We start from the raw sequence: 13,945 nt of genomic DNA on the forward strand, positions 1-13,945 counted from the left end.
CATGCCTGGACGTTTGCTCAAATCAACCTGGCCGCTGCTGGCGGCCCTCTGCGTGGCCTGTACCCCGGCACCGCGCTCGCCCTCCGACTCCGCGCAAGGCGGCAACGGCATCAGCGTCTACGGCACCATAGACGCCGGCGTGGTGGTCAACCGGCCCTAGGTGTGCCGGACCGGCACGAAGCCCGCACCGTCGTGTCCGACGTGGTGGGCAGCCCTGTGCAGATGGGTGATCAGGTGCCGGATGAGCGGAGACGGCAGCGAATCGCTGCGCAGGATGGCCCCCACCGTCAGGTCGTGGCCCTTCTCCTCGACCTCGATCACCGACATGAACTGTGACGCCAGGGGCTGCATGGCGATCTGGCGCGGCATCAGGCCGACATAGTCGCCCGCCGCCAGCAAGGACAGCAGCGCCAGCGTCGAGTTCGCCACCGCCGCCACCGCGGGCGGCTCCAGGCCGTGCTGCTCGAACAGGGGCCGGGCATAGCCGGACTCGCCATCGGAGCCGGTGAACACCCAGCGGGCCCCCTGCAGGTCGGCCAGCGTGCGCGCTTTCAGCCAGGGGCTGCCACGTCGCGCGGTGGGAACCATCGAGGTGCGGATCAGGGGCTCGATGTGGAACTCGCCCGCCGACAGGTCCTCCGGTATGCCGCCCAGGGTCACGTCCACTTCCTGCGCCCGCAGCTTCTGCAATTGCGCGACGTAGAGCTCCTCGCTCACGCGCAGGCGGATGCCGGGAAACTCCTGGCTGAAGGTCCTCAGGGCCTCGGGCACCAGCAGCATGACCGCTACCGGCACCGCGCCCAGGTGCAGTTCGCCCACCATGGAACCGGACATCTGCCGGATCTCGTCCAGCGCCAGGTTCAGTTCGCGGCGGGCCTTGACCGAGCGCTCATACAGGACACGGCCCTGGGCCGTGGGAACGACTCCGCGCGAGGTCCGCTGCAGCAGGGTCACGCCCAGCTCGAGCTCCAACTCCCTGATCATCTTGGTCAGCGCCGGCTGCGACGTGCCCACCCGCCGCGCCGCTCCGCGCAGACTGCCTTCCTCCACCGCCGCGACGAGCGCGCTCAGGGTCGTAAGTTTCACCAAGTCTCCCAGTAGCGATCCGCCACCCTGTTCCGGCCGCACGATCGTATCCGCCAAGGAAGAAACAATCGACGTTCATGGCTACCCTGTCAAGTTCTGTACGGTGGAGCCTACGCTGCCCCCGGCACGGGATCGCCGCCTCCGGGGCCTGTCGGCCCTAGGCCTGCACCGCCTTGATCTTGCGCCACAGCGTGGTGCGGCTGATGCCCAGCCGCCTCGCCGCCTCCTGGTGGTTGCCCGCGCATTCGGCCAGCACCGCGCGGGCATGGGCGGCCTCCTGGCTGGCCCGCACCACCGACAGGCTGCGCGCCGCCTGCGGCTGCCGCCGGGCCGGCGCGCCGGCCAGCATGGCGCGCACCTCGCGGCGCGACAGTGGCCGCCCCTCGGTCAGGCAGGCCATGGTCAGGCGCTCCGACACGTTCTCCAATTCCCTGACATTGCCCGGCCACGCACCGTCCTTCAGGACGGGCAGCGCCGCCTCCAGCATCGGCGCCACGGCGTCCTGCAAGCCGGCCCGCCCCAACGCCGCGGGCAGCAGGCGCCGGGCCAGCGCCTCGGTGTCCTCGGGCCGGTCGCGCAGCGGCGGCACCACCACCTGCAGGATGTTCAGGCGGTAGTACAGATCCTCGCGGAAGGCCCCCGCCCTGACCATGGCCAGCAGGTCGCGATGGGTGGCGGCCACGATGCGCACGTCGACCGGAATGGTGTCGACGCTGCCCACGCGCGTGATCTCTTTCTCCTGCAGGGCGCGCAGCAGCCGGGTCTGCAGCGGCAGCGGCATCTCGCCGATCTCGTCCAGGAACAGCGTTCCTTCATTGGCGGACTCGAACAGGCCGGGCTTGCCCTGCCGGCGCGCGCCGGTGAAGGCGCCTTCGTCATAGCCGAACAGCTCGCTTTCCAGCAGCGTCTCGGTAAAAGCGCCGCAGTTGATGGCGATGAAGGGATGCCGGCGGCGCCGGCTGGCGTTGTGCAGACCCTGGGCCAACAGCTCCTTGCCCGTGCCGCTTTCGCCGTGGATCAGCACGGCCGCGTCGCTGTGCTCGGCGAAGACCCGGCACTGCGCGATCACCTGGCGCATGGCGGCGGACTCGGCCACCACGTCGTCCAGCCGGTACCGGGCCACGCGCGAGCGCCGGTGCGTGTGCGCCCGCAGCTTGCTGACGGCGCGCTCCAGTTCGCTGGACCCATGCAGCGTGAAGATGGCGCCGGTCTGCATGCCTTCGTCCAGCAGCGGCACGCGGTCGACCACGACGGACTTGCCGCCCATCTCCTGCACGGTGCCGATCTCGCTCGCTCCGCGGGTCATGACCTGCCCCGGTTCGAGGTCGGGCAACACCTGGCGCAGCGGCTGGCCCAGCGCCTCCCGCACGCGGCGGCCGGTCAGCTTGTCCACCGACGGATTGGCGGCGACGATGCGGCCGGCCATGTCCACGGCGATGACACCGTCGTTCAAGTGATAAAGCACCGAATCGAGCTGCGTGCGGCGCGACTTCTCGGCCTTCTGCGCGGCGGCGATCTCGATCGCGTCGTCGAAGGCGGCGCGCACCGAATCCAGCGAATAGACCAGGATGCCCGTCAGTCCGGCCTCATCGGCCAGGTTGGCGATCAGTCCGGGGCCGACCACCACCTCGACGCCGGCCGCCGCCAGTTCCTGGATGCAGTGCCGGGCGTCCTCGGCCGTCTGATAGGCGCGGATCTGCATGGGCAGCGAGAACAAGGTCGCGAAGCGGTTCAGCGCTGGCGGCACGCGCCGGTGCATCACCATGGCGATGCGGTCGGAAAACTGCCGCGCCTTGCAGATCGCGGCCATCAGGTCGAAGCCGCCCACCTTGACGAAAGCCACGGGGATGGTGACGTTCTGGCGCAGATAGGCGCCGTGCGCGCCCGCCGCGACAATGACGTCGCAGGCCCGCTTGTCGCTGCGCCGGGCGATCTCGGCGATCGCGTCGTCGAAGCCCTTGTCGATGATCTCGATGGCGGCCCGGTCGGCCAGCTCGGGGCTGACGGTGCGGAAGACCTCGGTCAGCCGGTGCGCGCTGATGGCCCAGATCAGGGGCCGGCGGTCATCGGAGGCGGCGATGCTCATTTTCACTCCTTTTCAATATTGAAACACGAACCAACCTCCTGGTGAAACATCGCCGGCCCGCCGCCGCGCGGCGCCGGGCTCCCGCGCGGCGCGGACTTGCTGGCATGGGCCTTGCAGCAGGCGGCCATCCCTTTCCGGAGAATTCGATGCCTCAAGCCGCTTATCCAGCCGTCTACATGCGCGGCGGCACCAGCCGCGCCCTGGTCTTCAACGACCGCGACCTGCCCGCCGGCCGCGACGCGCGCGACCATGTCTTCCTGGCCGCGCTGGGCAGCCCGGATCCCGGCAAGCGGCAACTGGACGGCCTGGGCGGCGGCATCTCGTCGCTGTCGAAGATCGCCGTGGTCGGCGCCCCTTCGCGCGACGATGCCGACGTGGACTACACCTTCGGCCAGGTCGCGATCGACGCGCCGCTGGTCCAGTACCGCGGCAACTGCGGCAACATCTCGTCGGCCATCGGCCCCTATGCCGTGGACGAACGACTGGTGCGGGCATCGGGCGACCGCGCCTCGGTCCGCATCCACAACACCAACACCGGCAAGATCATCGTGGCCGATTTCGCTCTCAGCGACGGCCGCGCCGCGGTCGCGGGCGACTTCGTGCTGCCCGGCGTGGCGGGCACCGGCTCGCCCATCCGGCTGTCGTTCCTCGACCCGGGCGGCGCCGCGACCGGCAAGCTGCTCCCCACCGGCGCCGCGCGCGACACCGTCACGATCCCCGGCGTGGGCGCCATCGAGATCTCCTGCGTCGACGTCTCCAACCCGACGGTCTTCGCCCGCGCCGCGGACTTCGGCCTGGCCGGCACGGAATCGGCGGCGCAGATCGATGCGCGGCCGGACCTGGTCCGGCAATGCGAGGAACTGCGCGTGGCCGCCGCCATCCTGATGGGGCTCGCCACCGAAGACGAAGCGCGTACCCGCCTGCGCAACCTGCCCCTGGTCTGCCTGCTGTCGCCGCCCGCCGACGTCGTGCTGCCCTCGGGCGCGCCGCTGCGGGCCCAGGACGTGGACATCACCGCCCGCATGTTCTCGGCCGGCCAGCCGCACCGGGCAAGCCCGCTGACGGGCGCGATGTGCCTGGCCGCCTGCGTGCGCCTGCCCGGCACCCTGGGCGCCGAGCTGGGCCGCGTCCCCGCGGACGGCCGCGACATCGTCATCGGCCATGCCTCGGGCTCACTGCCGGTGGGCGCAGCCGTCAGCGGCGGCCAGCAGCCACGCGTCGAAAGCACGACCGTCACGCGCACCGCGCGCCGCCTGATGCGGGGCGAGGTCTACGCCCCCATCGGGCGGTGATGCCGTTTCACCGAAAAGCGTTACATTATTGAAACATCAGGACTCCCGAGGCGCGTTGCCACCGACCATGGCCGCGCCCCGAAACTCCATACGAATCAACGACTTGACCCTGGCCCCCCTGCTGGCCGCGGCCCATGGCACGCGCCTTGCTCGGCAGTTCTTCCATCCAGACACAAGAACCGTCCCCGGAGACCCTACATGACGTACCCCCTCACGCCTCGCGCCGGTTCGGCGTTCAAGGCATTCCGCCGCACCCTGCTCGCCGCGATGGTGGGCACGCTGGCCGCCGTTTCGTCGCAGGCCGCGCGGGCGGCCGACTACCCGACCAAACCCATCAAGCTGATCGTGCCCTTCGCCCCCGGCGGCGGCAACGACGCCATCGCCCGCACCCTGGGCCGGCGCCTGGGCGACGCGCTGGGCCAGCCCGTGGTGATCGAGAACCGCGCCGGAGCCGGCGGCAAGCTGGGCGTGGAAGCCGGCGTGAAGGCCGACCCCGACGGCTACACGCTCACGCTGATCTCCAACAGCTATTCCGTCAACCCCAGCCTCTACCCCATCAAGTTCGACCCGGTCAAGGACATCACGCCCATCGGCATGATCGCGCGCGGCCCGCTCCTGATCTCGGTGCCGACCTCGCTGCCGGTCAACAACCTGGCCGACCTGATCCAGCTCGCCAAGACCAGGAAGGGCGGCCTGACCTACGCCTCGTCCGGCCAGGGCGGCATCTCCCACCTGGCCACGGAACTGTTCCAGCGCGCCGCCGGCATCGAGATGACCCACGTGCCTTATCGCGGCACGGCCCCGGCCCTGACCGACACCGTGGCGGGCCAGACCGACCTTTTCTTCAGCACCGCCGGCGCGGCCTTTCCCTACATGAAGAACGGCCGGCTGAAGGTCGTGGCCGAGACGCTGCCCAAGCGCATCCAGGCCGAGCCCTCCATCCCCACGGTAGCCGAGGCCGGCGTACCGGGCTATGAAGTGATCGTCTGGTACGGGCTGATCGCCCCCAAGGGCCTGCCCGCCGACATCCAGCAACGGCTGAACAAGGAAATGAACATCGCGCTGGCGCTGCCGGAAACCGTCGAGCAGTTGAAGGCCAACGGCGAAGAGCCGGCCATCGGCAAGCCCGAGCAGTTGATGGCGCAGATCCAGAAAGAGCTGACGCTCTGGAAGCGCGTCGTGACCGACGCCAAGATCCAGGTGGAATGACCATGCAGACGAAGATACCGTGCGTCATGATGCGGGGCGGGACCTCGCGCGGACCGTTCTTTCTTGCCTCGGACCTCCCCTCCGATCCGGCGCGGCGCGATGAAGTGCTGCTGGCCGCCATGGGATCGCCCCACTCCTACCAGGTGGACGGCATCGGCGGCGCCACGCCCTTCACCAGCAAGGTCGCCATCATCAGCCCGTCGCAGCGCCCGGGCATGGACGTCGACTACCTGTTCGCCCAGGTCCTGGTGAATGAACGCCTGGTCGATACCCGTCCGAACTGCGGCAACATCCTGGGCGCGGTCGGCCCGTTCGCCATCGACGCCGGGCTGGTGCCGGCGCAGGGCGACGAGACGACCGTGCGCATCTTCAACGTGAACACCCAGGCCGAGATCCACGCCATTGTCCAGACGCCGGGCGGATCCGTGACCTATTCGGGCGAGACGGCGATCGACGGGGTGCCCGGCACCGCCGCGCCCGTCAAGCTGAACTTCCGCAGCGCCATCGGCTCCATCACCGGCAAGCTGTTGCCCACCGGACGGCCGCTGGACGTGATCGACGGCATCGAGGTCAGCTGCGTGGACGTCGCCATGCCCATGGTGCTGTTCCCGGCGAAGCAATTGGGCAAGACCGGCCATGAAAGCGCCGAGGAGCTCGATGCCGACACCGCGCTGATCGCCCGGATGGAGGCCATACGGCGCAAGGCCGGCGAACTGATGGGGCTGGGCGACGTCAGCGCATCGGTCGTGCCCAAGATCGGACTGCTGGCCGAGCCGCGGCACGGCGGCACGATCTCGTCGCGCTATTTCGTGCCCTATTCCTGCCACCGCGCGCATGCCGTCACCGGCGCGCTGTGCGTGGCATCGGCCTGCGCCGTGCCGGGCACCATCGCGGCCCGCCTGTCCGGCCTGGACAGCGCGCCGCCGCAGGGTGTGGTACACATCGAGCACCCGTCCGGCACGATCTCCATCGACCTTGACGTAGATCTGGTCAGCGCCACGCCGGCCATCCGGCGCGCCGCCGTGATCCGCACCGCCCGGAGGCTGTTCGAAGGCAGCGTGCTGATTCCCGCCGAGGTCTGGCAAGAAGCCTGACCCCAGCTTGTCCACGCACGGCCGCGCCGGCAGGTTCCATCGGGACCTGCCGGCGCGGCCGTTTTGCATCGAGTACCATCTCCTCGGTATTTGCAACACCAAAACATTGTGTTACAATTTTGGCGTCAGCCCGCGAGGTTCGGCCGACACCAGGCCCGGACCCGCCGCTCCGCTTCGCCTCCCCCATGACCGACCTCCCTCTTTCCGCACCCGTCCTCGTCGTCGACGATGAACCGCTGATACGCCAGCGGATTCTGCGTCTCCTGGCCGACCTCGGTTACCCTCCGAGTGCGCTGGTCGCCTGCGCCACGCTGGCCGAAGCCCGCTTCCACCTCGACAACGGCGCCCGCTTTCCGCTCGCGCTGATCGACCTGGGACTGCCTGACGGCAGCGGCCTGGAACTGATCGAACTCCTGCACGCGCGCGATGCCCAGGCGGGCATCCTGGTGATCTCGGCCTGCACCACCGAGGACGTGATTCTCGCGGCGCTGAAACTGGGCGCCACCGGCTACGTCCTGAAGGAGCGGGACGACCTGGAAATCGCGATGTCCCTGCGCAGCGTGCTGCGGGGCGGCGCCCCCATCGACCCGTTCGTCGCCCGGCGCCTGCTGGCGCTGCTGCCTCCGCCCGCGTCGCCGGCCCAGGCGCCGGCCGAGGTGCCGCTGAGCAAGCGCGAGCAGGAAATCCTCGAACTGGTCGCCCGCGGCCACACCAATCGCGAGATCGCCGAGCAGTTGTTCGTCTCCCCCCACACCGCCGCATGCCACATCAAGAACATCTACCGGAAACTGGCGGTCACGTCCCGCACGCGCGCGATCCACGAAGCGCGCTCGCTTGGCTTGCTCTAGTCCTCGCGCTCTGGCTGCTCCTGGCGGACACGGTCCGCGCGGATACGTGCCGTCCGGCGATCTCGTCCGTGAGCGCCGCGCGCGCGGACAGCGTCTCGGACACCCCGCCCGCCTCCGGCTGGGAAACCGTCCACCTGCCCGACATCTGGTCGACACGCTGGCCCGGCCATGACGGCACGGTCTGGTATCGCGTGGAATGGACCCACTGCCCCGGCACGCCCGTGGCCGCATTCCTCGAATACCTCTCGATGGCGGGCGTGGCAAGCATCAACGGCGATCCGCTCTGGGCCGACGACAGCCTGGTCGAACCCCTGTCCCGCAGCTGGAACATGCCGCGTTATTCCCTGTTGCCGCCTTCGGCGCTGCGCGCCGGCGCCAACACCCTCTGGTTCAGGACGGTGGGCTACGACCTCTACAGTTCCGGGCTGGGTGGCGTACACATCGGCCCGCCCGAAGAAATCCGCCCGCTCTACGAACAGGAATGGCTGCTGCGGCGCATCGTCCCCCAGGTCAACCTGATCATCTCGGTCACGCTGGGCTGCTTCTTCCTGGTGGTCTGGCTCCTCCGGCGCAACGAGCAGGCCTACGGCTGGTATGCGCTGACTTCGCTGGCCTGGCTGCTGTTCGGCCTGAACTCGGTCGTCACGACCCCCTGGCCGTTCGCCACGACGCACGGCTGGTCCACCTGGATCACCCTCATCTTCACCGTCTATTGCAGCGCCTTCTCGATGTTCGCCTGGCGGTTCGGCGGCCAGCGATTCCCGCGCCTGGAAAAAGCGCTCTGGATCATCACTGGCGCCGTGTGCGCGTCGCTGCTGGCGCTGGGTCCGGTCCAGCCCAAGATCGTGTTCTATCTGGTGGCGGTGAGCTATGCCGCCGTGTTCGTCGGAACCTGCGTGCAATTCCAGCTGCACGCCCTGCGCACCCGCCGTCCCGAACACCTGTTCCTGGCCGCCTGCATGCTGAGTTTCCTCGTGGCCGCCACGCACGACATACTGGCCTTCCTGCGCATCATCGACGACGTCCATGGCTATACATCGGGCACCGCGCCGCTGATGATGATAGGCATGGCCCTGGTCCTGGCCTGGAGCTTCACCACCACCCTCGGGCGCGTGGAGCGGTTCAACCGCGAACTGGCGGAACACGTCGACAAGGCCCGGCAGGAGCTCGCGCACACGCTGGGCCGGCAGTACGAACTGGAAGTGGCCAATGCCCGGCTGAACGAACGGCTGCAGATCTCCCACGACCTGCATGACGGCCTGGGCAGCTCGCTTGTGCGCTCCATCGTCATGGCGGAAAAAGACGGCGCCACGCTGCCTCCCCGGCAATATCTGTCGGTATTGAAAAGCCTGCGCGACGACCTGCGGCAAGTGCTGGACCAAAGCTTCGCGGCGGCTCCCTCGGCCGCGGTCTCGCCGGCGGACTGGATCGCGCCGCTGCGCCACCGCTTCGGCGAGCTGTTCGACGAACAGGGGGTCCGGTGCGCCTGGCGGATCGCCCAGGCCTGGCCCTCGGAACCGGATACGGCCCGCCGGCTCGCCCTGACCCGCTTCCTGGAGGAAGCCCTGACCAACGTGATCAAGCACAGCCGCGCCAGCGCGATCGCCGTCACGCTGGCCGACGCCGGCGACGGGGCACTGACACTGAGCGTCGAAGACGACGGCGCGGGCTTCGACATCGACCTGGCGGACCGCTCCATGACGGGGATAGGACTGCGCAGCATGCGGGCCCGCATCGCGCGCCTGGGCGGGCGGCTGGAGATCGAATCGGACGCCGGCGGCACGCGCCTGCGCGCCCACCTGCCCGCAATTACTCATTTCTCGGGATAGCCGCCGGCATCGCCGCGCCCTCTAATGACTTTCCGCACGCGACCGGCGTCGGACATGGCGCCGGTGCGACACACCTTGGAAGGCCCCGAGGATCCCCATGCTTTTTCGCCCCTGCCCGTGCCAAGCACGCCGATCGCGCCTGCCCAGGCGCTTCTGGATGCGGCTTTTCCCCGGACGGCAGTTGTTCCTGTGCCACGCCTGCGGCACGAAGCAACTCATCCACCTGACGCAACTACTGGACCAAGTTCCCCGCCGCTGCTGACCAAGCCGGGCGCCAGTGCTTTTCCGGCCCGGCCCACCCGCGCATCCGGTTTTCCAATCCCCCACGGCTCCCGTACCATCACGTCTCCACTTTTGAAGGAGGCTCGCGCATGCTGTGGAAGCGCCTATCCATCCGCCTCGGGGTCGCGGCAGCGCTGCTGGCTTCGCTTTCATCTCCCGCGGCCGGCGCCAGCCTCGACGGCCGGCTGCGGACCGCCGCCGAGCGCGGCACCTCCGCCGAGGTCCGGGCCTTGATCGGCCAGGGCGCGGACATCGAGGCACGCAACGCCGCGGGCGCCACCCCTCTGCTGATCGCCACCCACCACAACAACGTGGCCGCTGCCCGTGCCCTGATCGACGCCGGCGCCGACGTCAATGCCAAGGACGGGATCAACGACAGCCCCTACCTGTACGCGGGCGCGCGGGGACGCGACGAGATCCTCCGGATGACGCTGGCGCATGGCGCCGACCTGAAGAGCACCAACCGCTACGGCGGCACCGCCCTGATTCCGGCCGCCGAACGCGGCCACGTGGAAACGGTCCGCCTGCTGATCGCGGCGGGGGTCGACGTGAACCACGTCAACAACCTGCACTGGACCGCGCTGCTCGAAGCCATCATCCTGGGCTCAGGAGGTGCGGACCACACGGAAATCGTGCGCCTGCTGGTGGCCGCGCATGCCGACGTGAACCTGGCCGACGGCAACGGCGTCACCCCGCTCCAGCATGCCCGCCAGCGCGGCTTCAGCGGCATCGAGCGCATTCTGCGCCAGGCTGGCGCGCGCTAGCGGACCGATCAGAACTCGGTCTGCCGGCCCGGGTCCGGCGCCTCGCGCCGCATGCCGCCGGCGGCCTGGCGCACGGCTCCCAGGAAACGCTGATGCGTTTCGCTCTCGCCGCTGTCGCCACGGACGATGGCCGCGATGGGCGGCAGGCTCCACGCGATGGAGTACGGAACGATGGCCACCCCGGCCACATGCACCAGCTCTTCGGCAATATCGGCGGGCAGCAGCGAAACCGCGCGCTCGGACGAAGCGATGAGTTCGCCGATCAGCTTCGCCGAATAACCTTCGGTGATGGGCACCGGCGGCGTGACGCCCGCCTGGATGAACAGGCCCGCGACCTGCTCGCGTAGCGCGGTGCCGGGCTCGCCCAGCACCCAATCGAGTTCGGCCAGGCGGGGCCACGACAACGGCGCGCGCCCGAGCTGCGACGCCAGGCGCCGGTTGCTGATCAGCCGGGCCTGCTGGCGGTACAGCGGCTCGAACGCCAGCCCCTGCAGGTCCAGCATGGGGCTCGCCCGCGCGATGACCACGTCCAGCTCATGATCGCGCAGCGCGCGCAGCAGGTCTTCGCTCGTGCCGTCGTGGATGCGCACGGCCAATCGCTGGGCCCCCGCCTGCACGGTGGAGACGGCCTCGGCCACCAGCCTCCCGGACACGAAGGGCGTCACCCCTACGTGCAGGCGAGCCGCCAGGCCGGCCGACGAAGCCTCCATATCGCGCACCAGATGCCCCAGGTCCTGCAACATGGCCCGTGCCCGGCCCGCCACCACTTTCCCCATGGCCGTGGGCGCCATGCCCCGCGCCGTGCGGGCGAACAGCGGCGCGCCGAACATGGACTCCAGCTCGGACAACGCATTGGTTACCGCGGGCTGGCTGGTGGCCATCCGTTCGGCCACCCGCGTCAGCGAGCCAAGCCGGTGGACCTGCACGATCAGTTGCAGATGGCGCATCTTCAGCCGGGAAACCAGCCGTCGAACGACCTCATCGGAGGGAAACACGGAATCCGGCATGCCTGGGGAACCCAAGATATCAGTCAAATATTATGGATGTATCGACAATCAGAATATTTCAATGATAACTGTTGCCTAGAATGGCTGGACCTTGACACAACCCGCCGCCATCCGGAGGACAGGAAGATGAGCACCACGATTCGCCAGGCCGCCCTCGATTACCACGAATTCCCCGTTCCGGGAAAAGTATCGATCTACCCGACCAAGCCGCTGGTCACGCAGCGCGACCTCGCCCTGGCCTACACGCCGGGCGTGGCGGCCGCCTGCGAGGAAATCGTCGCGGATCCGGCCAATGCCTTCCGCTACACCGCGCGCGGCAACCTGGTGGGCGTGATCTCCAACGGCACCGCCGTGCTGGGCCTGGGCAACATCGGCGCGCTGGCTTCCAAGCCGGTCATGGAAGGCAAGGCCGTGCTGTTCAAGAAATTCGCCGGCATCGATGTATTCGACATCGAGATCGACGAGACCGATCCCGACAAGCTGGTGGACATCATCGCCTCGCTGGGCCCGACCTTCGGCGGGATCAACCTGGAAGACATCAAGGCGCCCGAGTGCTTCGCCGTCGAGCGCAAGCTGCGCGAGCGCATGACGATCCCGGTCTTCCACGACGACCAGCACGGCACCGCCATCACGGTAAGCGCCGCGTTCATCAACGGCCTGAAGGTGGTGGGCAAGGACATCGGGCAGGTCAAGGTCGTGACCTCCGGCGCGGGCGCCGCGGCCCTGGCCTGCCTGGAACTGATGATGGACCTCGGCCTGCCGCGCGAGAACATCTGGGTCACCGACATCGAAGGCGTGGTGTATGAAGGCCGCACGGTGCTGATGGACGAACAGAAGGCCACCTTCGCGCAGAAGACCGACGCCCGCGGCCTGGCCGAGGTCATCGCCGACGCGGACGTATTCCTGGGGCTGTCGGCGGGCGGCGTGCTCAAACCCGGGATGGTCGCGGCCATGGCCCCGCGCCCGCTGATCCTGGCACTGGCCAATCCCACCCCCGAGATCCTGCCCGACGTGGCCCACGCCGTGCGGGACGACGTGGTGATGGCCACCGGCCGGTCGGACTTCCCCAACCAGGTCAACAACGTGCTGTGCTTCCCCTACATCTTCCGGGGCGCGCTGGACGTCGGGGCCTCCACGATCACCCGCGAGATGGAGAAGGCCGCGGTCCGCGCCATCGCCGCCCTGGCCGAGGAAGAACAGAACGAAGTGGTGGCCGCCGCGTACGGCACCTACGACCTGCGCTTCGGCCCCGACTACCTGATTCCCAAGCCCTTCGATCCGCGCCTGATCGTGCGCATCGCGCCCGCGGTGGCCGCGGCCGCGATGGAAAGCGGCGTGGCGACCCGCCCCCTCGCGGACCTGGACGCCTATGCCGAACAGTTGCAGCAGTTCGTCTACCGCTCCGGCGCCTTCATGAAGCCGCTGTTCGCCAACGCCAAGCGTTTCGTGCGCCACGGCGGCAAGGCCCGCATCGTCTTCACCGAGGGCGAGGACGAGCGCGTGCTGCGGGCCGTGCAGGTGATCGTGGACGAGGGCCTGGCCAAACCCATCCTCGTCGGCCGCCCCGCCGTGCTGCTGGCACGCATCGAGAAATTCGGGCTGCGCCTGCGGCTGGGCCAGGACGTCGAGGTGACCAACCCCGAGTTCGACGAACGCTTCCACCAGTACTGGACCACTTACTGGGAAAAAATGTGCCGCCGCGGCATCACCAAGGAAATGGCACGCGTGGAAATGCGCCGCCGCATGACGCTGATCGGCGCCATGATGGTCCACCTGGGCGATGCCGACGGCATGATCTGCGGCACCGTCGGCGCCTACCACGACCACCTGCGTTTCGTCGACGAGGTCATCGGCCGGCGGCCCGGACACGCCGTCTACGCCGCGATGAACATCCTGCTGCTGAACGAGCGGACCATCGCGCTGGTGGACACGCACGTCAACGATGATCCCGGCGCCGAGCAGATCGCCGAATACACGCAGGCGGCGGCCGAGGCCATGCGCCGGCTGGACCTGGCGCCCAAGGCCGCGCTGCTGTCGCGCTCGAACTTCGGCTCGGGCAGCTCGGCCTCGGGCGGCAAGATGCGCCGCGCGCTGGAACTGCTGCGGGAGCGGGCGCCGGACCTGGAAGTGGACGGCGAAATGCACGGCGACTGCGCGCTCGACGAAGCCCTGCGGCTGCGCATCCTGCCTTCCTCGACGCTGAAGGGCGAAGCCAACCTGCTGGTCTGCCCCAACGTCGATGCAGGCAACATCGCCTACAACCTGCTCAAGACCGCCGCGGGCGGCAACGTCGCCGTAGGGCCTTTCCTGCTGGGCGTGAACGCGCCGGTGCACATCCTGACGTCCAGCGCGACGGTTCGCCGCATCATCAACATGACCGCCCTGGCCGTGCTCGAAGCCAACGCCGGCCGCGGTTAGGGCCTGTGTCGCCCCCGGGCTCGCCGCGCA

The 13,945-nt window shown here is 69.0% G+C and carries 11 protein-coding genes; 8 read left to right on the forward strand and 3 right to left on the reverse strand.

The window, feature by feature from the left end; translation table 11 throughout:
* Position 1 precedes the first annotated feature (1 nt).
* Complete coding sequence (locus AC1Q6E_RS09510; protein ID WP_296557214.1) at positions 2-160, forward strand: hypothetical protein; 159 nt, start codon at positions 2-4, stop codon at positions 158-160.
* Here the strand turns inward: AC1Q6E_RS09510 and AC1Q6E_RS09515 are convergent.
* The gene (locus tag AC1Q6E_RS09515) at positions 157-1,086 is read right to left on the reverse strand and encodes a LysR family transcriptional regulator (RefSeq protein WP_296557212.1); all 930 of its coding nucleotides are present in this window, start codon (positions 1,084-1,086) and stop codon (positions 157-159) included. The two genes, AC1Q6E_RS09510 and AC1Q6E_RS09515, sit on opposite strands and share 4 nt — an antisense overlap.
* A gap of 157 nt (positions 1,087-1,243) precedes the next feature.
* Positions 1,244-3,172 (reverse strand): propionate catabolism operon regulatory protein PrpR, encoded by a 1,929-nt coding sequence (gene prpR, locus AC1Q6E_RS09520; RefSeq protein WP_296557210.1) that lies wholly within the window; start codon positions 3,170-3,172, stop codon positions 1,244-1,246.
* 146 nt (positions 3,173-3,318) lie between these two features.
* On the opposite strand from prpR, the gene AC1Q6E_RS09525 reads away from it, so the two are divergent.
* From AC1Q6E_RS09525 to AC1Q6E_RS09550, 6 genes are all read left to right on the forward strand, one after another.
* Positions 3,319-4,464, forward strand: a complete 1,146-nt coding sequence (locus AC1Q6E_RS09525; protein ID WP_492572618.1) for a 2-methylaconitate cis-trans isomerase PrpF family protein — start codon at positions 3,319-3,321, stop codon at positions 4,462-4,464.
* Between the two features lie 198 nt (positions 4,465-4,662).
* On the forward strand, positions 4,663-5,673 hold the full coding sequence (locus AC1Q6E_RS09530; protein WP_296557206.1) for a Bug family tripartite tricarboxylate transporter substrate binding protein: 1,011 nt from the start codon (positions 4,663-4,665) through the stop codon (positions 5,671-5,673).
* A gap of 2 nt (positions 5,674-5,675) precedes the next feature.
* On the forward strand, positions 5,676-6,767 hold the full coding sequence (locus AC1Q6E_RS09535) for a 4-oxalomesaconate tautomerase (RefSeq protein ID WP_152798531.1): 1,092 nt from the start codon (positions 5,676-5,678) through the stop codon (positions 6,765-6,767).
* 185 nt (positions 6,768-6,952) lie between these two features.
* On the forward strand, positions 6,953-7,615 hold the full coding sequence (locus AC1Q6E_RS09540) for a LuxR C-terminal-related transcriptional regulator (RefSeq protein ID WP_492572619.1): 663 nt from the start codon (positions 6,953-6,955) through the stop codon (positions 7,613-7,615).
* A gap of 68 nt (positions 7,616-7,683) precedes the next feature.
* Positions 7,684-9,444, forward strand: coding sequence for a sensor histidine kinase (locus tag AC1Q6E_RS09545; protein WP_492572620.1), 1,761 nt, complete (start codon positions 7,684-7,686; stop codon positions 9,442-9,444).
* Between the two features lie 371 nt (positions 9,445-9,815).
* Positions 9,816-10,490, forward strand: a complete 675-nt coding sequence (locus AC1Q6E_RS09550) for an ankyrin repeat domain-containing protein (protein ID WP_152798528.1) — start codon at positions 9,816-9,818, stop codon at positions 10,488-10,490.
* A gap of 8 nt (positions 10,491-10,498) precedes the next feature.
* Here the strand turns inward: AC1Q6E_RS09550 and AC1Q6E_RS09555 are convergent, their stop codons facing one another.
* Positions 10,499-11,437, reverse strand: coding sequence for a LysR substrate-binding domain-containing protein (locus AC1Q6E_RS09555; RefSeq protein WP_492572638.1), 939 nt, complete (start codon positions 11,435-11,437; stop codon positions 10,499-10,501).
* Between the two features lie 186 nt (positions 11,438-11,623).
* Here AC1Q6E_RS09555 and AC1Q6E_RS09560 point away from each other — a divergent pair, with 186 nt between their 5' ends.
* Positions 11,624-13,915 carry an NADP-dependent malic enzyme gene (locus AC1Q6E_RS09560; protein WP_152798526.1) on the forward strand — a complete coding sequence of 764 codons (2,292 nt, stop codon included), beginning with the start codon at positions 11,624-11,626 and terminating at the stop codon, positions 13,913-13,915.
* Positions 13,916-13,945: the final 30 nt, after the last annotated feature.

The sequence above is a fragment of the Pigmentiphaga sp. MLSB6-MA01 genome, from assembly GCF_058793475.1.